We start from the raw sequence: 13,414 nt of genomic DNA, 5'->3' as shown, positions 1-13,414 counted from the left end.
CGCTTGCCGCTCTACGCTACCTCTCGGTGCCGGTCTGGTCAGACGGCCAGAGCCTCCTCTCGCAGGAACGCCGCCGGGCACTGCCGGCAGATCAGCGACCGCGCCCACCGCTCCCGCGCCTCCTCCGCAGCCGACGCCCGCCGCGGCAACCACGGGCGCCATCCCGCCGCCTAACTGCCAGCCGCACAGTCTTCGAGCGGTTTACCCTTGGGGTTCATGACGTCCGGCTGTTTTACGTCGTTCACCTGCTTGAATGCGTCGAGTCTGTGGCCGAGCATTTTTTTGAAGTCAGCGATACCGAAATTTCCTTCTACGGGTGAGAGTTTCCCGTCGCCGGCTCGAACCCATTGCTTTCCGTTTGTATCTCGAAAGTAGATTAGTAGCAAATCTACGTAAGTGTTTTCCGCCGAGTACCGCTCCCCGTCACCCCGGATGATATCGGGGGGTGTAATGGTGAAGCTTGAGCAGGGCTGGATAGGGTGGATCACGATGACGTCGTGCAGCTCATCGTAAGATTTTCCCGTTTTATTATCGATCCCGAAGGTGGTAAATGCAAGGTCTAAGATTGTTACCGGGTCGAGGGAGCGGTTTGCGAAAACGCCGTTGGTGGCATATGTGTAATTCTTTGATGGCTCAGACCACATGTAAACGCGAGACGCCTGAGCGCGGCTCTCCTCATCCGTGGTTTTGCGTGACTGATCGAGCTGATCCTGGGCAACCTTGGCACCATAGTAAGTGCTAACCCCCGTGAATATGAGGCCCCGGCAGCTATTAGGCCGGTAATTAGATTCCAATCAAGTCGAAATCCAGCTCGTCGAGCCGTCCCACTGTTCTGTCGAAGCCTCCGCACCCGCTGAGGATGCGGCCACTTCCCACGCACCAGCCGTAAGCGCGTCCTACGGTCCTGTCGGTTCCGAGACACTGATTCCCCCAACGAACTTCATCTCTCCGCGACCGGTCACACCGCGACCGCATCCTCCCGCGGGAACGTTACCGGGCACCGCAGACAGATCAACGACCGCTCCCACACGGCCTTCGCCTCCTCGGCGGCCGACGTCTGACGCAACATCCACGTGCCCAAGCCTGCCGCACACACCAGCAGCGCGATCCCGGCCGCCACCACACCCGACCCGAGAAGCACGGCCGCCAACACCCCGGCACCCACCGGCAACAGCCACTGCGCCATGTACGCCTCCGGCGGGGCATGCTTCGACCGCGCCTCCGACTCACGCGGCAACGACCGCCAGTACTCCGGCAAATCCAGCACCTGCACGTGATCCTTGCAGCGCGGGCATGTGAGCGTCATCAATCCCCCCCGGTCAGAAGACGAGAGCCTGCCAGCGGAGTCGGTTGTTCAGCAGGGCGCGAAGTCGCCCACCTGAGGCCGACACGAAACAGCCCCACCCCAGTACAGGGCGGGGCTCCGGGACACGGTCACGCTCGCTCGGACCGTGAGGGCTTCCTCAGGCAGGAACCGGGCCGGACACCGCTGGCAATACAACGACCGCGCCCACCGAGCCCGCGCCACCACAGACGCCGACGCCCGCCGCGACAACCACACACCGATACCCACACCGCCAGCTACCGAGAGCCGTCACTTGGCTGGACCGACGAAGAGAAGCAGACCGAGCCCAACCTCCGCCTTGAAGTCCTCTACCTAGCCGCCCTGACCTGGGATGATGTGGTCATGCGGGCCTCTGACCTGCAGAAATGGATCTTTCAGCGTCCTTCAGGTTCGTGCCGCGTTACGCAGTCGATTCTCCTCACGCGCTCCCCAGCGCCGCCCAAACTCCCCAGATTCTCCCCAGGGATGGTCCGTGCAGCTGGACGGGGCGCCGTCGGAGCCCCTACCTGAGGCGCTGCTTTAGCTACGTAGCGTGACTGCCGTGGGTCAGGTAGAGGCCCACCAGCAGGTTCTTCGTCTGTTGGTGGTACAGAGCTCCCCTTGTTGCTGACCTGCTGAAACGGCAACCGTGGCTGCCCTGGTCAGAGCGTTGGTCCGTGCACGGTCCGGATCTTGGCGTCAGCTTGCTGAGTGCTGGGACAAGGGTGTCAGCCCCGCCCTGGAAGGTGCCTTCGTCGGTTCCTGGTCAGTTCCAGCGCGGCATGTGGCGAGTTGAACGTGCATGGGCGCGGCAACCCGCCAGGTACTGGAAGCGTGTCTCTTCGGCCTCAATTGGCTCCGCCCCATCCAGGCTTGGGCCAACAGTCCCACGGTGTGCTCGGGGTGCTGCTCCGGCTTTCGGCGCGACGACCTGATGGCCTTCGGCGGATTTCCGGAACGGACCATCGTCGAGGACGTGGACTACACCTGCTACGCCCGGGCGGAACGTCCCTACGTTCAAGCCTGACAGGGCGGAAAATATGCTGGTCAGGGGCGCTTTTTGGGTGCTCCTGTCGTGCGCAGGTGGGGTCGAGTGCAGCCTCCTTTGGCAGGGTTCTTGCTGACCTGATACTGACCCTTCTGATGGGGCGTCAGGCCAGTACGGGCGCGTCGATGCGGCCGACTGCTGGTGGTAGCCGGGCGGGGGGAGGGGCGAGGCGCCGACGGTCGGGGCTGTGACCGTGGGGCAGTGCCGAATGGTTCGGAAGCTTGCTTGAGGGCGGGCAAGGGGCCGTCGCGTTGGTCGCCAGGGGGACGGGGCGGGCTCCACCGGCGGGGTCGCTCGTCGGCCGGGGCCCAGAGGTCAACCCCGCGGGCGCGAGCACGCTTCGAGGCGGCGGGCGAGTGCCTGGAAGCGGGCTGCTGGATCGCGCCGTGCGGCCGATGAGCTTTTCCGGGCCTCGGTCGGACGGGCGGATCAGCGCAGTCCGGCGAAGAGATCGTTCTCGGGTAGGGCCGTGCCGGTGGCGTCCTTGACGCGTACGAAGGTCTCCATGCCCATCAACTCGCCGAACCGCTCCTTGCCCATCTTGAGGAAGAAGATGTTCTCGCCCTGACTGGCGTGCGCGGCCAGTGCGTCGAACTTCTGACCGCTGAAGGCGGTGGTGTCCACCCACGTGGTGATCTCATCGTCGGGGAGGCCGATTTCGGCTATCGCGGCGGCCTCGGCAGGATCCGGCTCCGGCATGTCCTCATGGAACTCGCGCATGGTCTCCCCGAACCGCTGCATCATCGAGCGGGGCATCGTCGTCCAGTACACCTTCGGTGTCAGCGCGGTCATCTCCAGCGCCGCCATCGTGATGCGGTGGGCCTGGATGTGGTCGGGGTGGCCGTAGAAGCCGTTCTCGTCGTAGGTGACGACCACATCGGGTCGGTAGTGCCGCATGAGTTCCGCAAGTCGGGCGGCGCCTTCCTCCACGGGGGTCTGCCAGAAGGAGCCGGGGGCCTCGTTGCTCGGCCAGCCGATCATCCCGGAGTCGGCATAGTCCAGCATCTCCAGATCGCTGACCTTCAGGACGTCACAGCTCGCCTGGAGTTCTTGACGGCGCATCAAGGCGACGGCCGCCGGATCGTGCCCGGGATCGCTCGGCTTGACACCCCCCGGTCCGTCACCGCAACCGCCGTCGGTGCACGTCACGAGAACCGTGCGGATGCCCTCCGCCGCGTACCGCGCGAGGACCCCTCCGGTTCCGGTGGCCTCGTCGTCGGGGTGGGCGTGTACTGCCATGAGCGTCAAGGGCCGGTCAGTCATGAAAACAGTCCTCCTGCAGAAATACGTCGTGTTCCGAGTGCGCGGCGGGCACCCCGTGATCCTGGTGGGGCGGACGACCTTGTGGTCTTCGTGTTCCCCGCCCATGCGGCGCCCGTCCCTCGGTCGATGCAACCAGCCGACCGGCCCGGCTGTTCCCGGCGCGGCCGTGGCCTTCCAGGCTTCGGGTTTCAACGCGAACGAGGTACAGGCGCGAACTGCCCCAACTGCAGCTACAGGGCAAGGGCGTCGGCGGTCAGGCGGGAGAGGATCGCGGTCGGTGCGGAGGAATCAGGCACGGTTCTCCGTGAGGGAGGTCGGGCGCAGGGCTTGGGCGAACGAGGCGGCCAGGGCGGGGGCTTGACCGGGGACGGTGGTCAGGGCGCGGACGATCGGGGTGCCGATGACGACCGCGTCCACCAGCGGGGCGACGCGCGCTGCGAGGGCCGGGGTAGAGATCCCCACTCCCGAGACCGCGGGCAGCGGGCTCGCTGAGCGAAGGCGCCGGGTGAAGTCGGCGAGGGCCGGGATGTCGAGCGGGCGCCCTGGTAGCCGGTGGGTGCCGCGCTGGCGGGTGCGTAGAGCCATCCCGAAGCTTCGGCAGTAGCGCTGGGGAAGTCGGCGTCGAGGACGTGGCGCGGGACGAGGCGTGGGGTGCGCAGGCCCGCTGCCCTCGCGGCGCCATGCCAGCGTGCGGCCGTGTGCGCGGGCAGGTCGACGACCATCACCCCGGCGGCACCGGCACCGGCGTCGGCGAACAGGCGGGCCAGGCGTTCAGAGCCGTGGCGGCTGACGGGCTCCCAGTAGGTCATGACGACAGTCGGCCGGAGGGAGGCGGCATGCTCGGTCGCGCGGAGGGTGCGGTCGAGGACCTTCCCGCGCTGCAGGGTGCGGCGGTAGGCGGACTGGATGACCGGGCCGTCGAGGACCGGTGGGCGGTGTGCCAGAGCGACCTCGAACAGGTCGGCCCCTGCCCGCGCGAGGCGGTCGAGGTGACAGCGCTCTTCGGTAGCCGAATGCAGGCCGGCGGGGACGAACACGCCAAGAGAGCAACCGGGTTTGGTGAGGAGGGATTCGGCGGTGGCCAGGGTGGGAGTCTTTCCCGGAGGTGCCGTCGCCGGAGGTCAGCGACGGCGTCCCGCCGGTGGAGTCGGGGTGGTCGCGGGGGTAACGGCGCTCCGGCCGTGGGTGTGTGCCGCTGCGGATGAATTGGCGGTGACGCTGGGGCCGACGAGGGCACGGTCGATGAACCGCTCGTCCTCGCGTTGCGCGGTGGCGGAGGCCAGACGGCGGGAGAGCCGTTGTGCCAGCGCGCGGTACGCCTTGGCGGAGGCATCCATCCTTTCGGCGGCGTCATGAAGGACGCGTCGGCTCGCGTCCGGGGTCTCATAGGCGTGCTCATACAGCAGCACTTCGGTGCGGGTGTGAATGGCGAGGGTGCACATGGCGGCGGCGAGCGACACCTGGGCTGAGACCTCGGCGAGTTCGGCGAGATTCTCGTACCCGTTCTTCATGACCGCGTACTGGCTGGGTGGACAGGTCCGCGAGCTGCTGTGTGCACCGCGTCGCCAACTCCTGCGCCCGGACGGCTTTCGGAGCCAGCTCGCGGACCGGCTCGGAGATCTCTGCGGCACGCTCCTGTTCTTCGTCTGCTGGTGGTACACCGTCTGCATGGCTCTGACCAGTGCAAATGCGTTGTGTAGAGGCGCATGGGCAGACGTTGGCCCGGGCATGGTCCGGATTTCGGTAGGAGAGGATCGACCGGCAGGTCTCAGCTGCTCTGCTGTTTTGGTCGGGGAAGCCGTCGATCACGGCCGCGAGGTTTTCGGCGAGCGACAAGAGGTCCTCACAGGTCTCGCGCCCATGCGTCCACCCGATCATGCGGTCTTTCTCGATACGCCAGCCCGGTCGGGCGTCGTGCATGCGCCGTTCCATGGCGTACGTACTGATGAGAGCGGCGAAGTCGGGATCGGATGCGCAGTACGGGCCAGATGGTGCCTAGGTCGGGCAAGTCGCTTGCGCGTCCCGTGAGGCGGTTGAGCGCGGGGCGTTTTTCCAGTCGATGGGATGCGGTCAGTCGGCGGCTCGTCACGGCAGTGGCCGGGAGCGTCCGGGGAAGGCGTAGTACGGCCACGGAGTACGTCCATGCGACATTTAGCAGTCTCAGCTGGCGGGCGATTTCCGGTCCCGTACAGCGGAGGCAAGGGTCACGGCAGTCCCGACGAGGATGGGCACGATCATTGCGGTGAAAAGCCAACCGGACACTTGTCGTTCTGGCGCGGAACGCCACAGCACTGCGCAACCGATCGCGAGCGAGATGCCTGTGCAAGTGTTGAGCACCAGCAATGCCCGGGCGATCCACAGTGCGGAGGCGCGGGTGCGCGGCCGGTTGACTGACGACCTCGCCAGGGAAGGTGCAAAAGGTGCTGCGGTGTCGTCCGGTAGCTCGGAATGCGGGGTAACCCGCAACGTCAGCTCTGCGCAGGCCGTCAGCAGCACTGTCGCTCCGATGAACACGAACACCAGGACAAATGCGCTGCCGATCGACCGGTCCGTCCATGCGTCCACACCGTCGACGCTGATGTGCTGCGGCAGCCGATGGGGCAGGTGCGGGTAGCGGGCGAGGCCCCAGAGAGATAGTGCGGCGAGCAGTACAGCGTTAGGGAACAACCACAGGCGTACGGGTGCCGAGAAGACCATGAGATCGATTATCGGATGAAGAGGTCAAGGTCGGTACCGGATCCCCAGTCGCTTGTGCCAAGGAACCAAGGCCGAGCCGTCGCGGGCTCCTGACTTGGCCTTGTCCGGGGGGACCGTTCCCAGGCGTGCAGGCACTCCGAAAGCCTCTGGACCTGCACGAACCAGTCAGAGATCAAGAACTACAGCTGACCTGAGAGGTGTTTTCCGTGACAGCGGATTTGCGGTCGTCGGAAGACGGGGCGAGGATTTTTTTTAGGGGAACGGCGGGGCACACGTTGATGCCGACGCCATCGGATCGGTACCGCGCCCTTCGGACCGTGACGCTCACCGGCAGTATGCGCCGCCGTGGCGGAGAAGATGGAACATACGGGTGCTCAGCCGGGGGCGACGGGCGAGCTGTCCAGCTGGGCGGCAGTCGGAAGGAGTCTGCCCATGCGGATCGCCGTAGACCTGAATCGGTGCCAGGGGTACGCACAATGCGTGTTTTTGGCGCACGAGGTCTTCAGATTGACTGGCCAGGAGGCCCTCACCTACGAGCCGAACCCCGATGACGAACGGCGCCTGCAGGTTGAGCGGGCCGCTGCGGCGTGTCCGGTGCAGGCGATCGTGCTCGAGCGCCTGGACGGCGCGGAGGGGAGCGCGACGTCATGACCGTGCGGGCAACGGTCGCGGAGCTGGTGCGCGAGTTCAGGGCCGATGGCCGGATCGTCATCGTCGGTGCGTCCCTGGCCGGACTGCGGGCCGCCGAAGCCTTGCGTGAGGAGGGCTTCTCCGGGGCTCTGACCATCATCGGGGACGAGCCGTACGAGCCCTACGACCGTCCCCCGCTGTCCAAGCAGGTGCTCAAAGGCTGGGTGCCGGCCGATCACACCAAGCTGCCCCACCTGCGAGAAGTGAATGCGCAGTGGCGGCTCGGGGTGTCCGCCACCGGGCTGGACCGGGCAGCCAAGCAGGTGCGCCTTGCCGACGGCGAGGAGATCCCGTACGACCGCTTGCTCATCGCCACGGGCACCCGCGCGCGACAGTGGCCGAACCCGGACGAGGCTGCTCTGGACGGGGTCTACACACTGCGCTCGCGTGATGATGCCGCACAGTTGCAAAAGGCGCTGGCCGCGCCGCCGTCGCGGGTCATGGTCATCGGCGCCGGGTTCATCGGTTCGGAAGTGGCCTCCGTCTGCCGGGAACTGGATCTCCCGGTGACCGTCGTCGAGCGGGGCTCGGCGCCGCTGGTCGGCGCGCTCGGCGGGGTGATCGGTGAGATCGCCGCGGAGATGCAGCGCGACCACGGCGTGGACCTGCGCTGCGGGCTGGGCGTGTCGTCACTGGAGGGAGACTCCGGCGGACACGTCCGGCGTGCTCATCTCTCGGACGGAACCACCATCGACGCCGATGTGGTGGTGGCCTCGCTGGGGTCGATCCGGAACGTGGAATGGCTGGAGGGCGCCGGGCTGGCATCCGGTTTCTGGGGCGTCGGCTGCGACGCCGGCGGTCGCGCCTTCGACGTCAACGGCGTGATCACCGACAGCATCTACGTGGCCGGAGACGTGGCGCGCGCGCCCCACGTGCTGTACGAGTACCAGTTCCTCGCGATGGAGCACTGGGACAATGCCGTTTTCGGCGCCGAGGTCGCGGCCCACAACATGGTGAACCTCGAGCCCCACTATCGCCCTCATCTGTTGCTGCCCGGCTTCTGGTCCGGTCAGTTCGGCGTCAACATAAAGTCCGTCGGCGTGCCGCCTTTCGGTGACGAGATCGTCTTCACGCAGGGGTCCGTCGAGGAGCGCCACTTCGCTGCCGCCTACGGTCGCCGGGGCCGCATCGTCGCCGCCGTCTCCTTCGATCACGGTAAGTGGCTGGAGTACTACGGGAAGCTGATCGAGCAGTCGGGTCCGTTCCCGCCTCCGCCGCCGGGCTGGGACCAGCCCACCGACATGAAGCCGATGCCGGCCGAGTTCCCGCAACCCGGCGTCCCGACGGCGCTCCCCGACGTCGTCCTGACCGGCCACGACCCGAGCGAGCGGAGGGCCGAGTTCCGGCCTCGCCCTCGTTGACGCGCCCGGACGTGCGGGCAAGCGGACAGCAACGACAGGAAGAAGGAGGGGAGCCTCGTGGTCGAGGAAACCCCCTGGCAGCAGGCCCTCCGCTACGCCAACCGCGCCAATCCCTACCCGTTCTACGAGGAACTCCGCAAGACACCGGTGGCGCGGCAGCCGGACGGCACCTACGTCGTCAGTACCTACCAGGAGATCGTCGCGCTGCTGCACGACCCCCGGGTCAGTTCGGATGTCAGGAAGCTCCCCGCCCCGGTGGCGGCCCCGGCCGAGGGCTCGACGGAGGGCGAACTGATCACGGAGGCGGTCATCCTGGAGCCGAACATCATCACCCAGGATCCACCCGAGCACGATCGGGACCGCCGGATGATGACGCCGCATTTCGTCGGCCCGTCCCATTCCCCTCACCTGATCTCCGACCTGGAACCCGACATCCGCCGCATCGTGGACGGCCTCCTGGACAACATGCAGGGCAAGCCCCGGATCGACGCCGTCGACGAGTTCGCCTACCCCCTGCCGGTGACCGTGATCTGCAAAATCCTGGGCGTGCCACTGGAAGACGAGCCACGCTTCCACAGCTGGATCGAGACGGCCCTGGACGCTTTGGATTTCGGCCCCGAGGCTGCCTCCGAGGAGATACAGAGCCGACGGGCCGGCGGGCGCCAGGCCGTGGAGGAGTTCGGGCAGTTCGCAGCTGAGCTGCTCGACCGGTACGCCCAGCAGCCCGGCCCCGGCATGCTCTCGGCGATGGTGAACGAGGACGGCCCGGAGGGACGGATGTCCAAGGGCGTGCTCGTGAGCAATGCCTTGCTCCTGATCTTCGCCGGGCACGAAACCACGGTCAATCTCATCGCCCACAGCGTGCTCACCCTGCTGCGGCACCCCGACGCGCTCGAGAAGCTGCGCCGCCGGCCCGAGCTGATCGTGCCCGGGGTCGAGGAGTTGCTGCGCTACGAGTCATCGGTCCAGTTCTGGCACACCCGCTCCGCCGTGGAGGACATCGACATCGCAGGCAGCACCATCCCGAAGGGCGCGCCGATCTTCCTGGCCTACGGCTCGGCGAACCGTGACCCGAACCGGTTCGCCAACCCCGACGAGCTTGACCTCGAACGCCGGGACAACCAGCACCTCGGATTCAGCCAGGGCATCCACTTCTGCTTCGGCGCTCCGCTCGCGCGGCTCGAGGTCCAGGTCGCGGTCGGCGAGTTCGTCCGCCGGGTGGAAAATCCCCGGCTCGTCGAGGACCCGCCGCCGTACCGCCACAACCAGATTTTCCGCGGCCCGCGCCACGTCCTGGTCGACATCGACGGCATCCGCGACTGAATCGGCGTGCGTAAGGGATCGCTATGCGGGCTTTTCAACTCGTCGGATGGCAGCAACCGCCCGAGCTGCGCGAGGTGCCGGTGCCCGAGCCCGGTCCGGGGCAGGTCCTGGTGAAGGTCGGGGGCGCCGGTGCGTGCCACTCGGATCTGCACATCATGGAGGCACCCGGACCACCACCCGGGTTCGCCACGGAACTGCCCTTCACGCTCGGCCATGAGAATGCGGGATGGGTGGAGAGCCTGGGGCCGGGTGTCACCGGGTTCGCGCCCGGAGACCCTGTGATGATCTACGGTCCCTGGGGCTGTGGGACGTGCGCCAACTGCCGTGAGGGCCGGGAGAATTACTGCCAGAGGGCCAGTGGTCAGGGCGGGGGCCTGGGAGGCGGTAACGACGGCGGAATGGCTGAGTACCTGCTGGTCCCGGCGGCGCGATTCCTGATTCCGCTGGGCACCCTCGACCCCCGCCAGGCCGCCCCGCTCAGCGACGCGGGGCTGACCAGCTATCACGCCGTCAAGCGATCGGTGCACCTGCTGGGTCCGGGCTCGACCGCGGTGGTGATCGGGGTGGGCGGTCTGGGCCAGATGGCCATCCAGATGGTGCGAGCGCTCAGCACGGCGACCACCGTCGTCGCCGTGGACACCGATGCCGGCAAGCTGGAAACCGCCAAGCGCATGGGCGCGGACGAGGTGTTGCTCTCGGGCGAGGAGGCGGTCACGCGCATCAAGGACATGACGGGCCAACAGGGCGCTCAGCTCGTGCTCGACATGGTCGGCATGGACCCGACCCTGCGGATGGCTGCTCAGGTGGCCAGGGTGCTTGGCCACCTGACCATCGTCGGTCTCGGTGGCGGAGCCCTGCCCGTCAACTTCGCGAGCCCGCCTCACGAGTGCTCGGTCACTTCGCCCTACTGGGGCTCCCTTCCCGAACTGATGGAAGTGATCACTCTCGCCCGGCAACAGAAGATCAAGATGCTGGTCGAGTGCTTCACCTTGGCACACGTCAACGAGGCATACCGGCTTCTGCACGACGGCAAGATCCAAGGACGCGCCGTCATCACCCCTCACCCGTGAGTACTGTCATCAACGCGACCGGGCCGGTGCCGCAGGCCGTAACTGTCGGAGGGAACGTCATGGAGGCGGTGGCCGGTGCGGTCGCTGGACCGGGCCGACGGCGGACGGCACAGTCAGCAGCGGGCGCGGCAACGGCAGCTGTGCCGGCGCCTGTGACTGTGGCTGTGACGGGCGCCGGGCTGATGAACGCGGCCTGCGGGCGGTTGCCGTGACCGCGAACGCCTTCCGACCGGTGGCCGCTGCACGGCGGCCGTATCTGATCGTGAATCCCCGGTCGGGAGGAGGGAAGGCGAGCCGGTTCCGCATCGCGGATAGAGCCCGTGAGTTGGGGGCCCAGGTTCTCCTGCTCGATCCTTCCCGGCCCCAGGAACTGGCGGCTGTCGCCAGACGCGCGATGGATGACGGTGCGGACCTGCTGGGGGTGGCCGGCGGAGACGGCACGCAGGCACTGGTCGCCGGGCTTGCCGCGACGAGCGGTCTTCCCTTCCTGGTCGTCCCGGCCGGTACGCGCAACCACTTCGCGATGGACCTCGGGCTGGACCGTGAGGACCCTTCGGCCGCGCTGGAGGCCCTCACGGACGGCGTCGAACTGCGCGTGGACCTAGGGTTCGCAGGCGAGCGGGTGTTCGTCAACAACGTGTCGTTCGGTGCGTACGCCGCCCTGGTGCAGGATCCGGCCTATCGGGACGACAAGATCGGCACCGTGGTGCGGATCCTCCCGGAATTCCTTGCCCGTCACGAGGGCCCGGAACTGGTGGTACGGGCCGGACTGCTCACTGTGGACCGGCCTGATGCCGTGCTGGTGAGCAACAACCCCTACCGGGTCGATGACCCGGCCGGGCTTGGCAGGCGTGCGCAACTGGACTCCGGGCTCCTCGGGGTATTGGCCGCCAGGGCGGAGACGCCCGCCGAGACGGCCGCCCGGCTGCGGAGTGGGCAGGCGCACGGCATGACCAATCTGGCCACCTCTGAAGAGGTTGTCGTCGATGCCGAGGTCCCGGTCGTCCCTGTCGGGCTGGACGGTGAAGCCGTCACCCTGCCGACTCCCGTGCGGTGCCGGATCAGTCCCGGGGCGCTACGGGTGCGGGTTCCCCGCCATCGACCGGGCGGCGCGGACGCCGGGCGGCCACCGGACCGGGGCGCCATCCGGCGGGTGGCCTCGGCTGTCGGGCGAGCTGTTCACGGCCGTCACCCCGGCTGACCGAAGCCGAACCGGGCACAGCGCGGACTTCCCGGGTCACCACGTGTGCACCCAGCGCGCGACTCTGGCTGGCGACGCGGCGCGCAGCAAGTTTCAGACGCAACGGACAGCTGCGCGATCAGTCGCGATCATGGTGGACGACGGTGATCTGGGAATGGTGCCGAGCGGACGACGGACGTCCGAGCGAGCGCTGCCCCACGTCGCAGCGCGTTCGCTTCGCGGTCGTCCGCGGCCGTGCGGCGGCGGCACCGCGTAGGGATGTCTGCCCGTCCGGGCGGTCGGCCTGTCGCTGTTCACAGGTGACCAGCCGACCGAACGGCCGGCCGATCCGGCTCCGATGATCAGTGCTGCGGGTGCGGACGGTGGAACAGGGGGCGCCGCTGGGCGGCGGGGGCCGGAGCGAGACGGCCGACTTCGACACGGAACATGATGGCCCGGGCCACCTCGGTCAGCCCCAGGACGATGGCCATGACGCCCACCACCAGGGTGAGTGCCGCGATCGAGGCGAACGGCGAGACGATCAGCACGATGCCCGCCAAAGCGCTGATGAGGCCGAAGGCCACGTGCCAGCCTCGCGCCGGCATGTCCTGGGCGGAGACAGCCGCAGCCGTCTCCATGCTGCCGCGCAGCAGCCAGCTGAAGCCGATCCACAGGGCAAGCAGCAGGATCGACTCCAGGGCGCTTCGGAAGCAGATCAACCCCAGCAGGATGGACAGCGCGCCTGTGAGGAAATGCAGCACCCGAAGATGCCGGGGCACGTGCGTACCGAAGGCGCCGGCCAGCTCGAAGACGCCGGTTGCCAGCAGATAGACACCGAAGAGCACGCCGAGGACGCGCAGCGTTGCGTCTGGCCAGACCAGAGCGATGACGCCCAGGGCTGTGGTGGCCAGGCCCATGGTGAGCAGGATCTGCCAGCCCACGTTCGCCAGGAAGGCCATGCCTTCGGCCGGGCGCGCGTTCTGCGGCGCGGTGCTACCCGGGGAAGCGGGGCCTGGGGCCCCGGAAGGGGATGTCATGACGCTGCCTCCTTCTGTTGAGCAGCGTGGTCACGTCATACACGTCCATCGTCACCCGCTCGACTCCGCGTCGCCCGGCGGAGACGGAGCGTGCGGCCGTGATCCGCTGCGGGCACTGGTGAGGTGCGTCCGTTGGGCCCGAGCTCCGGGCATGCCTGCTGTAGCCGTTGACCCCGTGGGCGATGAGCAGAGCATCCCCGTAGGGCACGGCATCGGGGTCGTTGGTGGCTACTTCCACGCCGCGCAGGCGGCCCGCGTGGGCTGGGCACTCGATCACCGCTTTGTACTTGTACAGCTCTTTCTCGTCCTCCTTGTGGAGCACTTTCTCCTGGAAGCTGTCGCTGTTCTCCAGGCCATCGAGGTTCCGGTACGTGCGATCCGGATCGCTTGACGAACTTCGCTTCCGCCGCTATGCCGTCGG

At 67.6% G+C, this 13,414-nt stretch carries 13 protein-coding genes and 1 pseudogene; 5 read left to right on the top strand and 9 right to left on the bottom strand.

Features of this window, described 5'->3' with window-relative positions:
* Positions 1 to 170: 170 nt before the first annotated feature.
* The 7 genes and pseudogenes from KI385_RS02845 to KI385_RS02820 all read right to left on the bottom strand — a co-directional run bounded on the left by KI385_RS02845 (position 171) and on the right by KI385_RS02820 (position 6,332).
* Positions 171 to 794 (bottom strand): hypothetical protein, encoded by a 624-nt coding sequence (locus tag KI385_RS02845; RefSeq protein ID WP_238570651.1) that lies wholly within the window; start codon positions 792 to 794, stop codon positions 171 to 173.
* A 164-nt stretch (positions 795 to 958) separates the two neighbouring features.
* Positions 959 to 1,273: a hypothetical protein gene (locus KI385_RS43810; RefSeq protein WP_281066777.1), complete on the bottom strand. Its 315-nt coding sequence runs from the start codon at positions 1,271 to 1,273 to the stop codon at positions 959 to 961.
* Positions 1,274 to 2,801: 1,528 nt separating this feature from the next.
* Complete coding sequence (locus KI385_RS02835) at positions 2,802 to 3,635, bottom strand: PIG-L family deacetylase (RefSeq protein WP_238570650.1); 834 nt, start codon at positions 3,633 to 3,635, stop codon at positions 2,802 to 2,804.
* 288 nt (positions 3,636 to 3,923) lie between these two features.
* Complete coding sequence (locus KI385_RS02830; protein WP_238570649.1) at positions 3,924 to 4,220, bottom strand: tryptophan synthase subunit alpha; 297 nt, start codon at positions 4,218 to 4,220, stop codon at positions 3,924 to 3,926.
* A gap of 5 nt (positions 4,221 to 4,225) precedes the next feature.
* Positions 4,226 to 4,672, bottom strand: a pseudogene (locus tag KI385_RS43805) (tryptophan synthase subunit alpha); the annotation flags it as partial.
* Positions 4,673 to 4,756: 84 nt separating this feature from the next.
* The gene (locus tag KI385_RS02825; protein WP_238570648.1) at positions 4,757 to 5,146 is read right to left on the bottom strand and encodes a hypothetical protein; all 390 of its coding nucleotides are present in this window, start codon (positions 5,144 to 5,146) and stop codon (positions 4,757 to 4,759) included.
* A gap of 649 nt (positions 5,147 to 5,795) precedes the next feature.
* Complete coding sequence (locus tag KI385_RS02820) at positions 5,796 to 6,332, bottom strand: DUF1648 domain-containing protein (RefSeq protein ID WP_238570647.1); 537 nt, start codon at positions 6,330 to 6,332, stop codon at positions 5,796 to 5,798.
* A gap of 432 nt (positions 6,333 to 6,764) precedes the next feature.
* On the opposite strand from KI385_RS02820, the gene KI385_RS02815 reads away from it, so the two are divergent.
* The 5 genes from KI385_RS02815 (at position 6,765) to KI385_RS02795 (ending at position 11,977) form a co-directional block, all read left to right on the top strand.
* Complete coding sequence (locus KI385_RS02815; RefSeq protein WP_238570646.1) at positions 6,765 to 6,983, top strand: ferredoxin; 219 nt, start codon at positions 6,765 to 6,767, stop codon at positions 6,981 to 6,983.
* On the top strand, positions 6,980 to 8,383 hold the full coding sequence (locus KI385_RS02810) for an NAD(P)/FAD-dependent oxidoreductase (protein ID WP_238570645.1): 1,404 nt from the start codon (positions 6,980 to 6,982) through the stop codon (positions 8,381 to 8,383). The genes KI385_RS02815 and KI385_RS02810 overlap by 4 nt, the downstream gene beginning before the upstream one ends.
* Positions 8,384 to 8,440: 57 nt before the next feature.
* Entirely contained in the window at positions 8,441 to 9,706 is a 1,266-nt protein-coding gene (locus KI385_RS02805) for a cytochrome P450 (protein ID WP_238570644.1), read from the top strand.
* 23 nt (positions 9,707 to 9,729) lie between these two features.
* On the top strand, positions 9,730 to 10,776 hold the full coding sequence (locus KI385_RS02800; protein WP_238570643.1) for an NAD(P)-dependent alcohol dehydrogenase: 1,047 nt from the start codon (positions 9,730 to 9,732) through the stop codon (positions 10,774 to 10,776).
* A 208-nt stretch (positions 10,777 to 10,984) separates the two neighbouring features.
* Positions 10,985 to 11,977: a diacylglycerol/lipid kinase family protein gene (locus KI385_RS02795; protein ID WP_342593422.1), complete on the top strand. Its 993-nt coding sequence runs from the start codon at positions 10,985 to 10,987 to the stop codon at positions 11,975 to 11,977.
* Between the two features lie 341 nt (positions 11,978 to 12,318).
* Here the strand turns inward: KI385_RS02795 and KI385_RS02790 are convergent, their stop codons facing one another.
* Both KI385_RS02790 and KI385_RS44445 read right to left on the bottom strand, forming a co-directional pair.
* A complete protein-coding gene (locus tag KI385_RS02790; protein WP_238570642.1) occupies positions 12,319 to 12,993 on the bottom strand; it encodes an HdeD family acid-resistance protein in 675 nt (224 codons plus the stop codon).
* Positions 12,950 to 13,315, bottom strand: a complete 366-nt coding sequence (locus KI385_RS44445) for a restriction endonuclease fold toxin-2 domain-containing protein (RefSeq protein ID WP_425356854.1) — start codon at positions 13,313 to 13,315, stop codon at positions 12,950 to 12,952. Before KI385_RS44445 ends, KI385_RS02790 begins: the two co-directional genes overlap by 44 nt.
* Positions 13,316 to 13,414: the final 99 nt, after the last annotated feature.

This window comes from Streptomyces inhibens (assembly GCF_022221585.1).
GTDB classification, from domain to species: Bacteria; Actinomycetota; Actinomycetes; order Streptomycetales; family Streptomycetaceae; genus Streptomyces; species Streptomyces inhibens.
The sequence above is the reverse complement of the archived record's forward strand: the minus strand, read 5'-3'. Positions and strand labels throughout refer to the sequence as shown.

Coding starts and splice junctions, on each gene's coding strand:
- KI385_RS02810 (WP_238570645.1), top strand. CDS start 6,980: ATGACCGTGCGGGCAACGGTCGCGGAGCTGGTGCGCGAGTTCAGGGCC.
- KI385_RS02815 (WP_238570646.1), top strand. CDS start 6,765: ATGCGGATCGCCGTAGACCTGAATCGGTGCCAGGGGTACGCACAATGC.
- KI385_RS02820 (WP_238570647.1), bottom strand. CDS start 6,332: ATGGTCTTCTCGGCACCCGTACGCCTGTGGTTGTTCCCTAACGCTGTA.
- KI385_RS02825 (WP_238570648.1), bottom strand. CDS start 5,146: ATGAAGAACGGGTACGAGAATCTCGCCGAACTCGCCGAGGTCTCAGCC.
- KI385_RS02790 (WP_238570642.1), bottom strand. CDS start 12,993: ATGACATCCCCTTCCGGGGCCCCAGGCCCCGCTTCCCCGGGTAGCACC.
- KI385_RS02800 (WP_238570643.1), top strand. CDS start 9,730: ATGCGGGCTTTTCAACTCGTCGGATGGCAGCAACCGCCCGAGCTGCGC.
- KI385_RS02830 (WP_238570649.1), bottom strand. CDS start 4,220: ATGGCTCTACGCACCCGCCAGCGCGGCACCCACCGGCTACCAGGGCGC.
- KI385_RS02835 (WP_238570650.1), bottom strand. CDS start 3,635: ATGACTGACCGGCCCTTGACGCTCATGGCAGTACACGCCCACCCCGAC.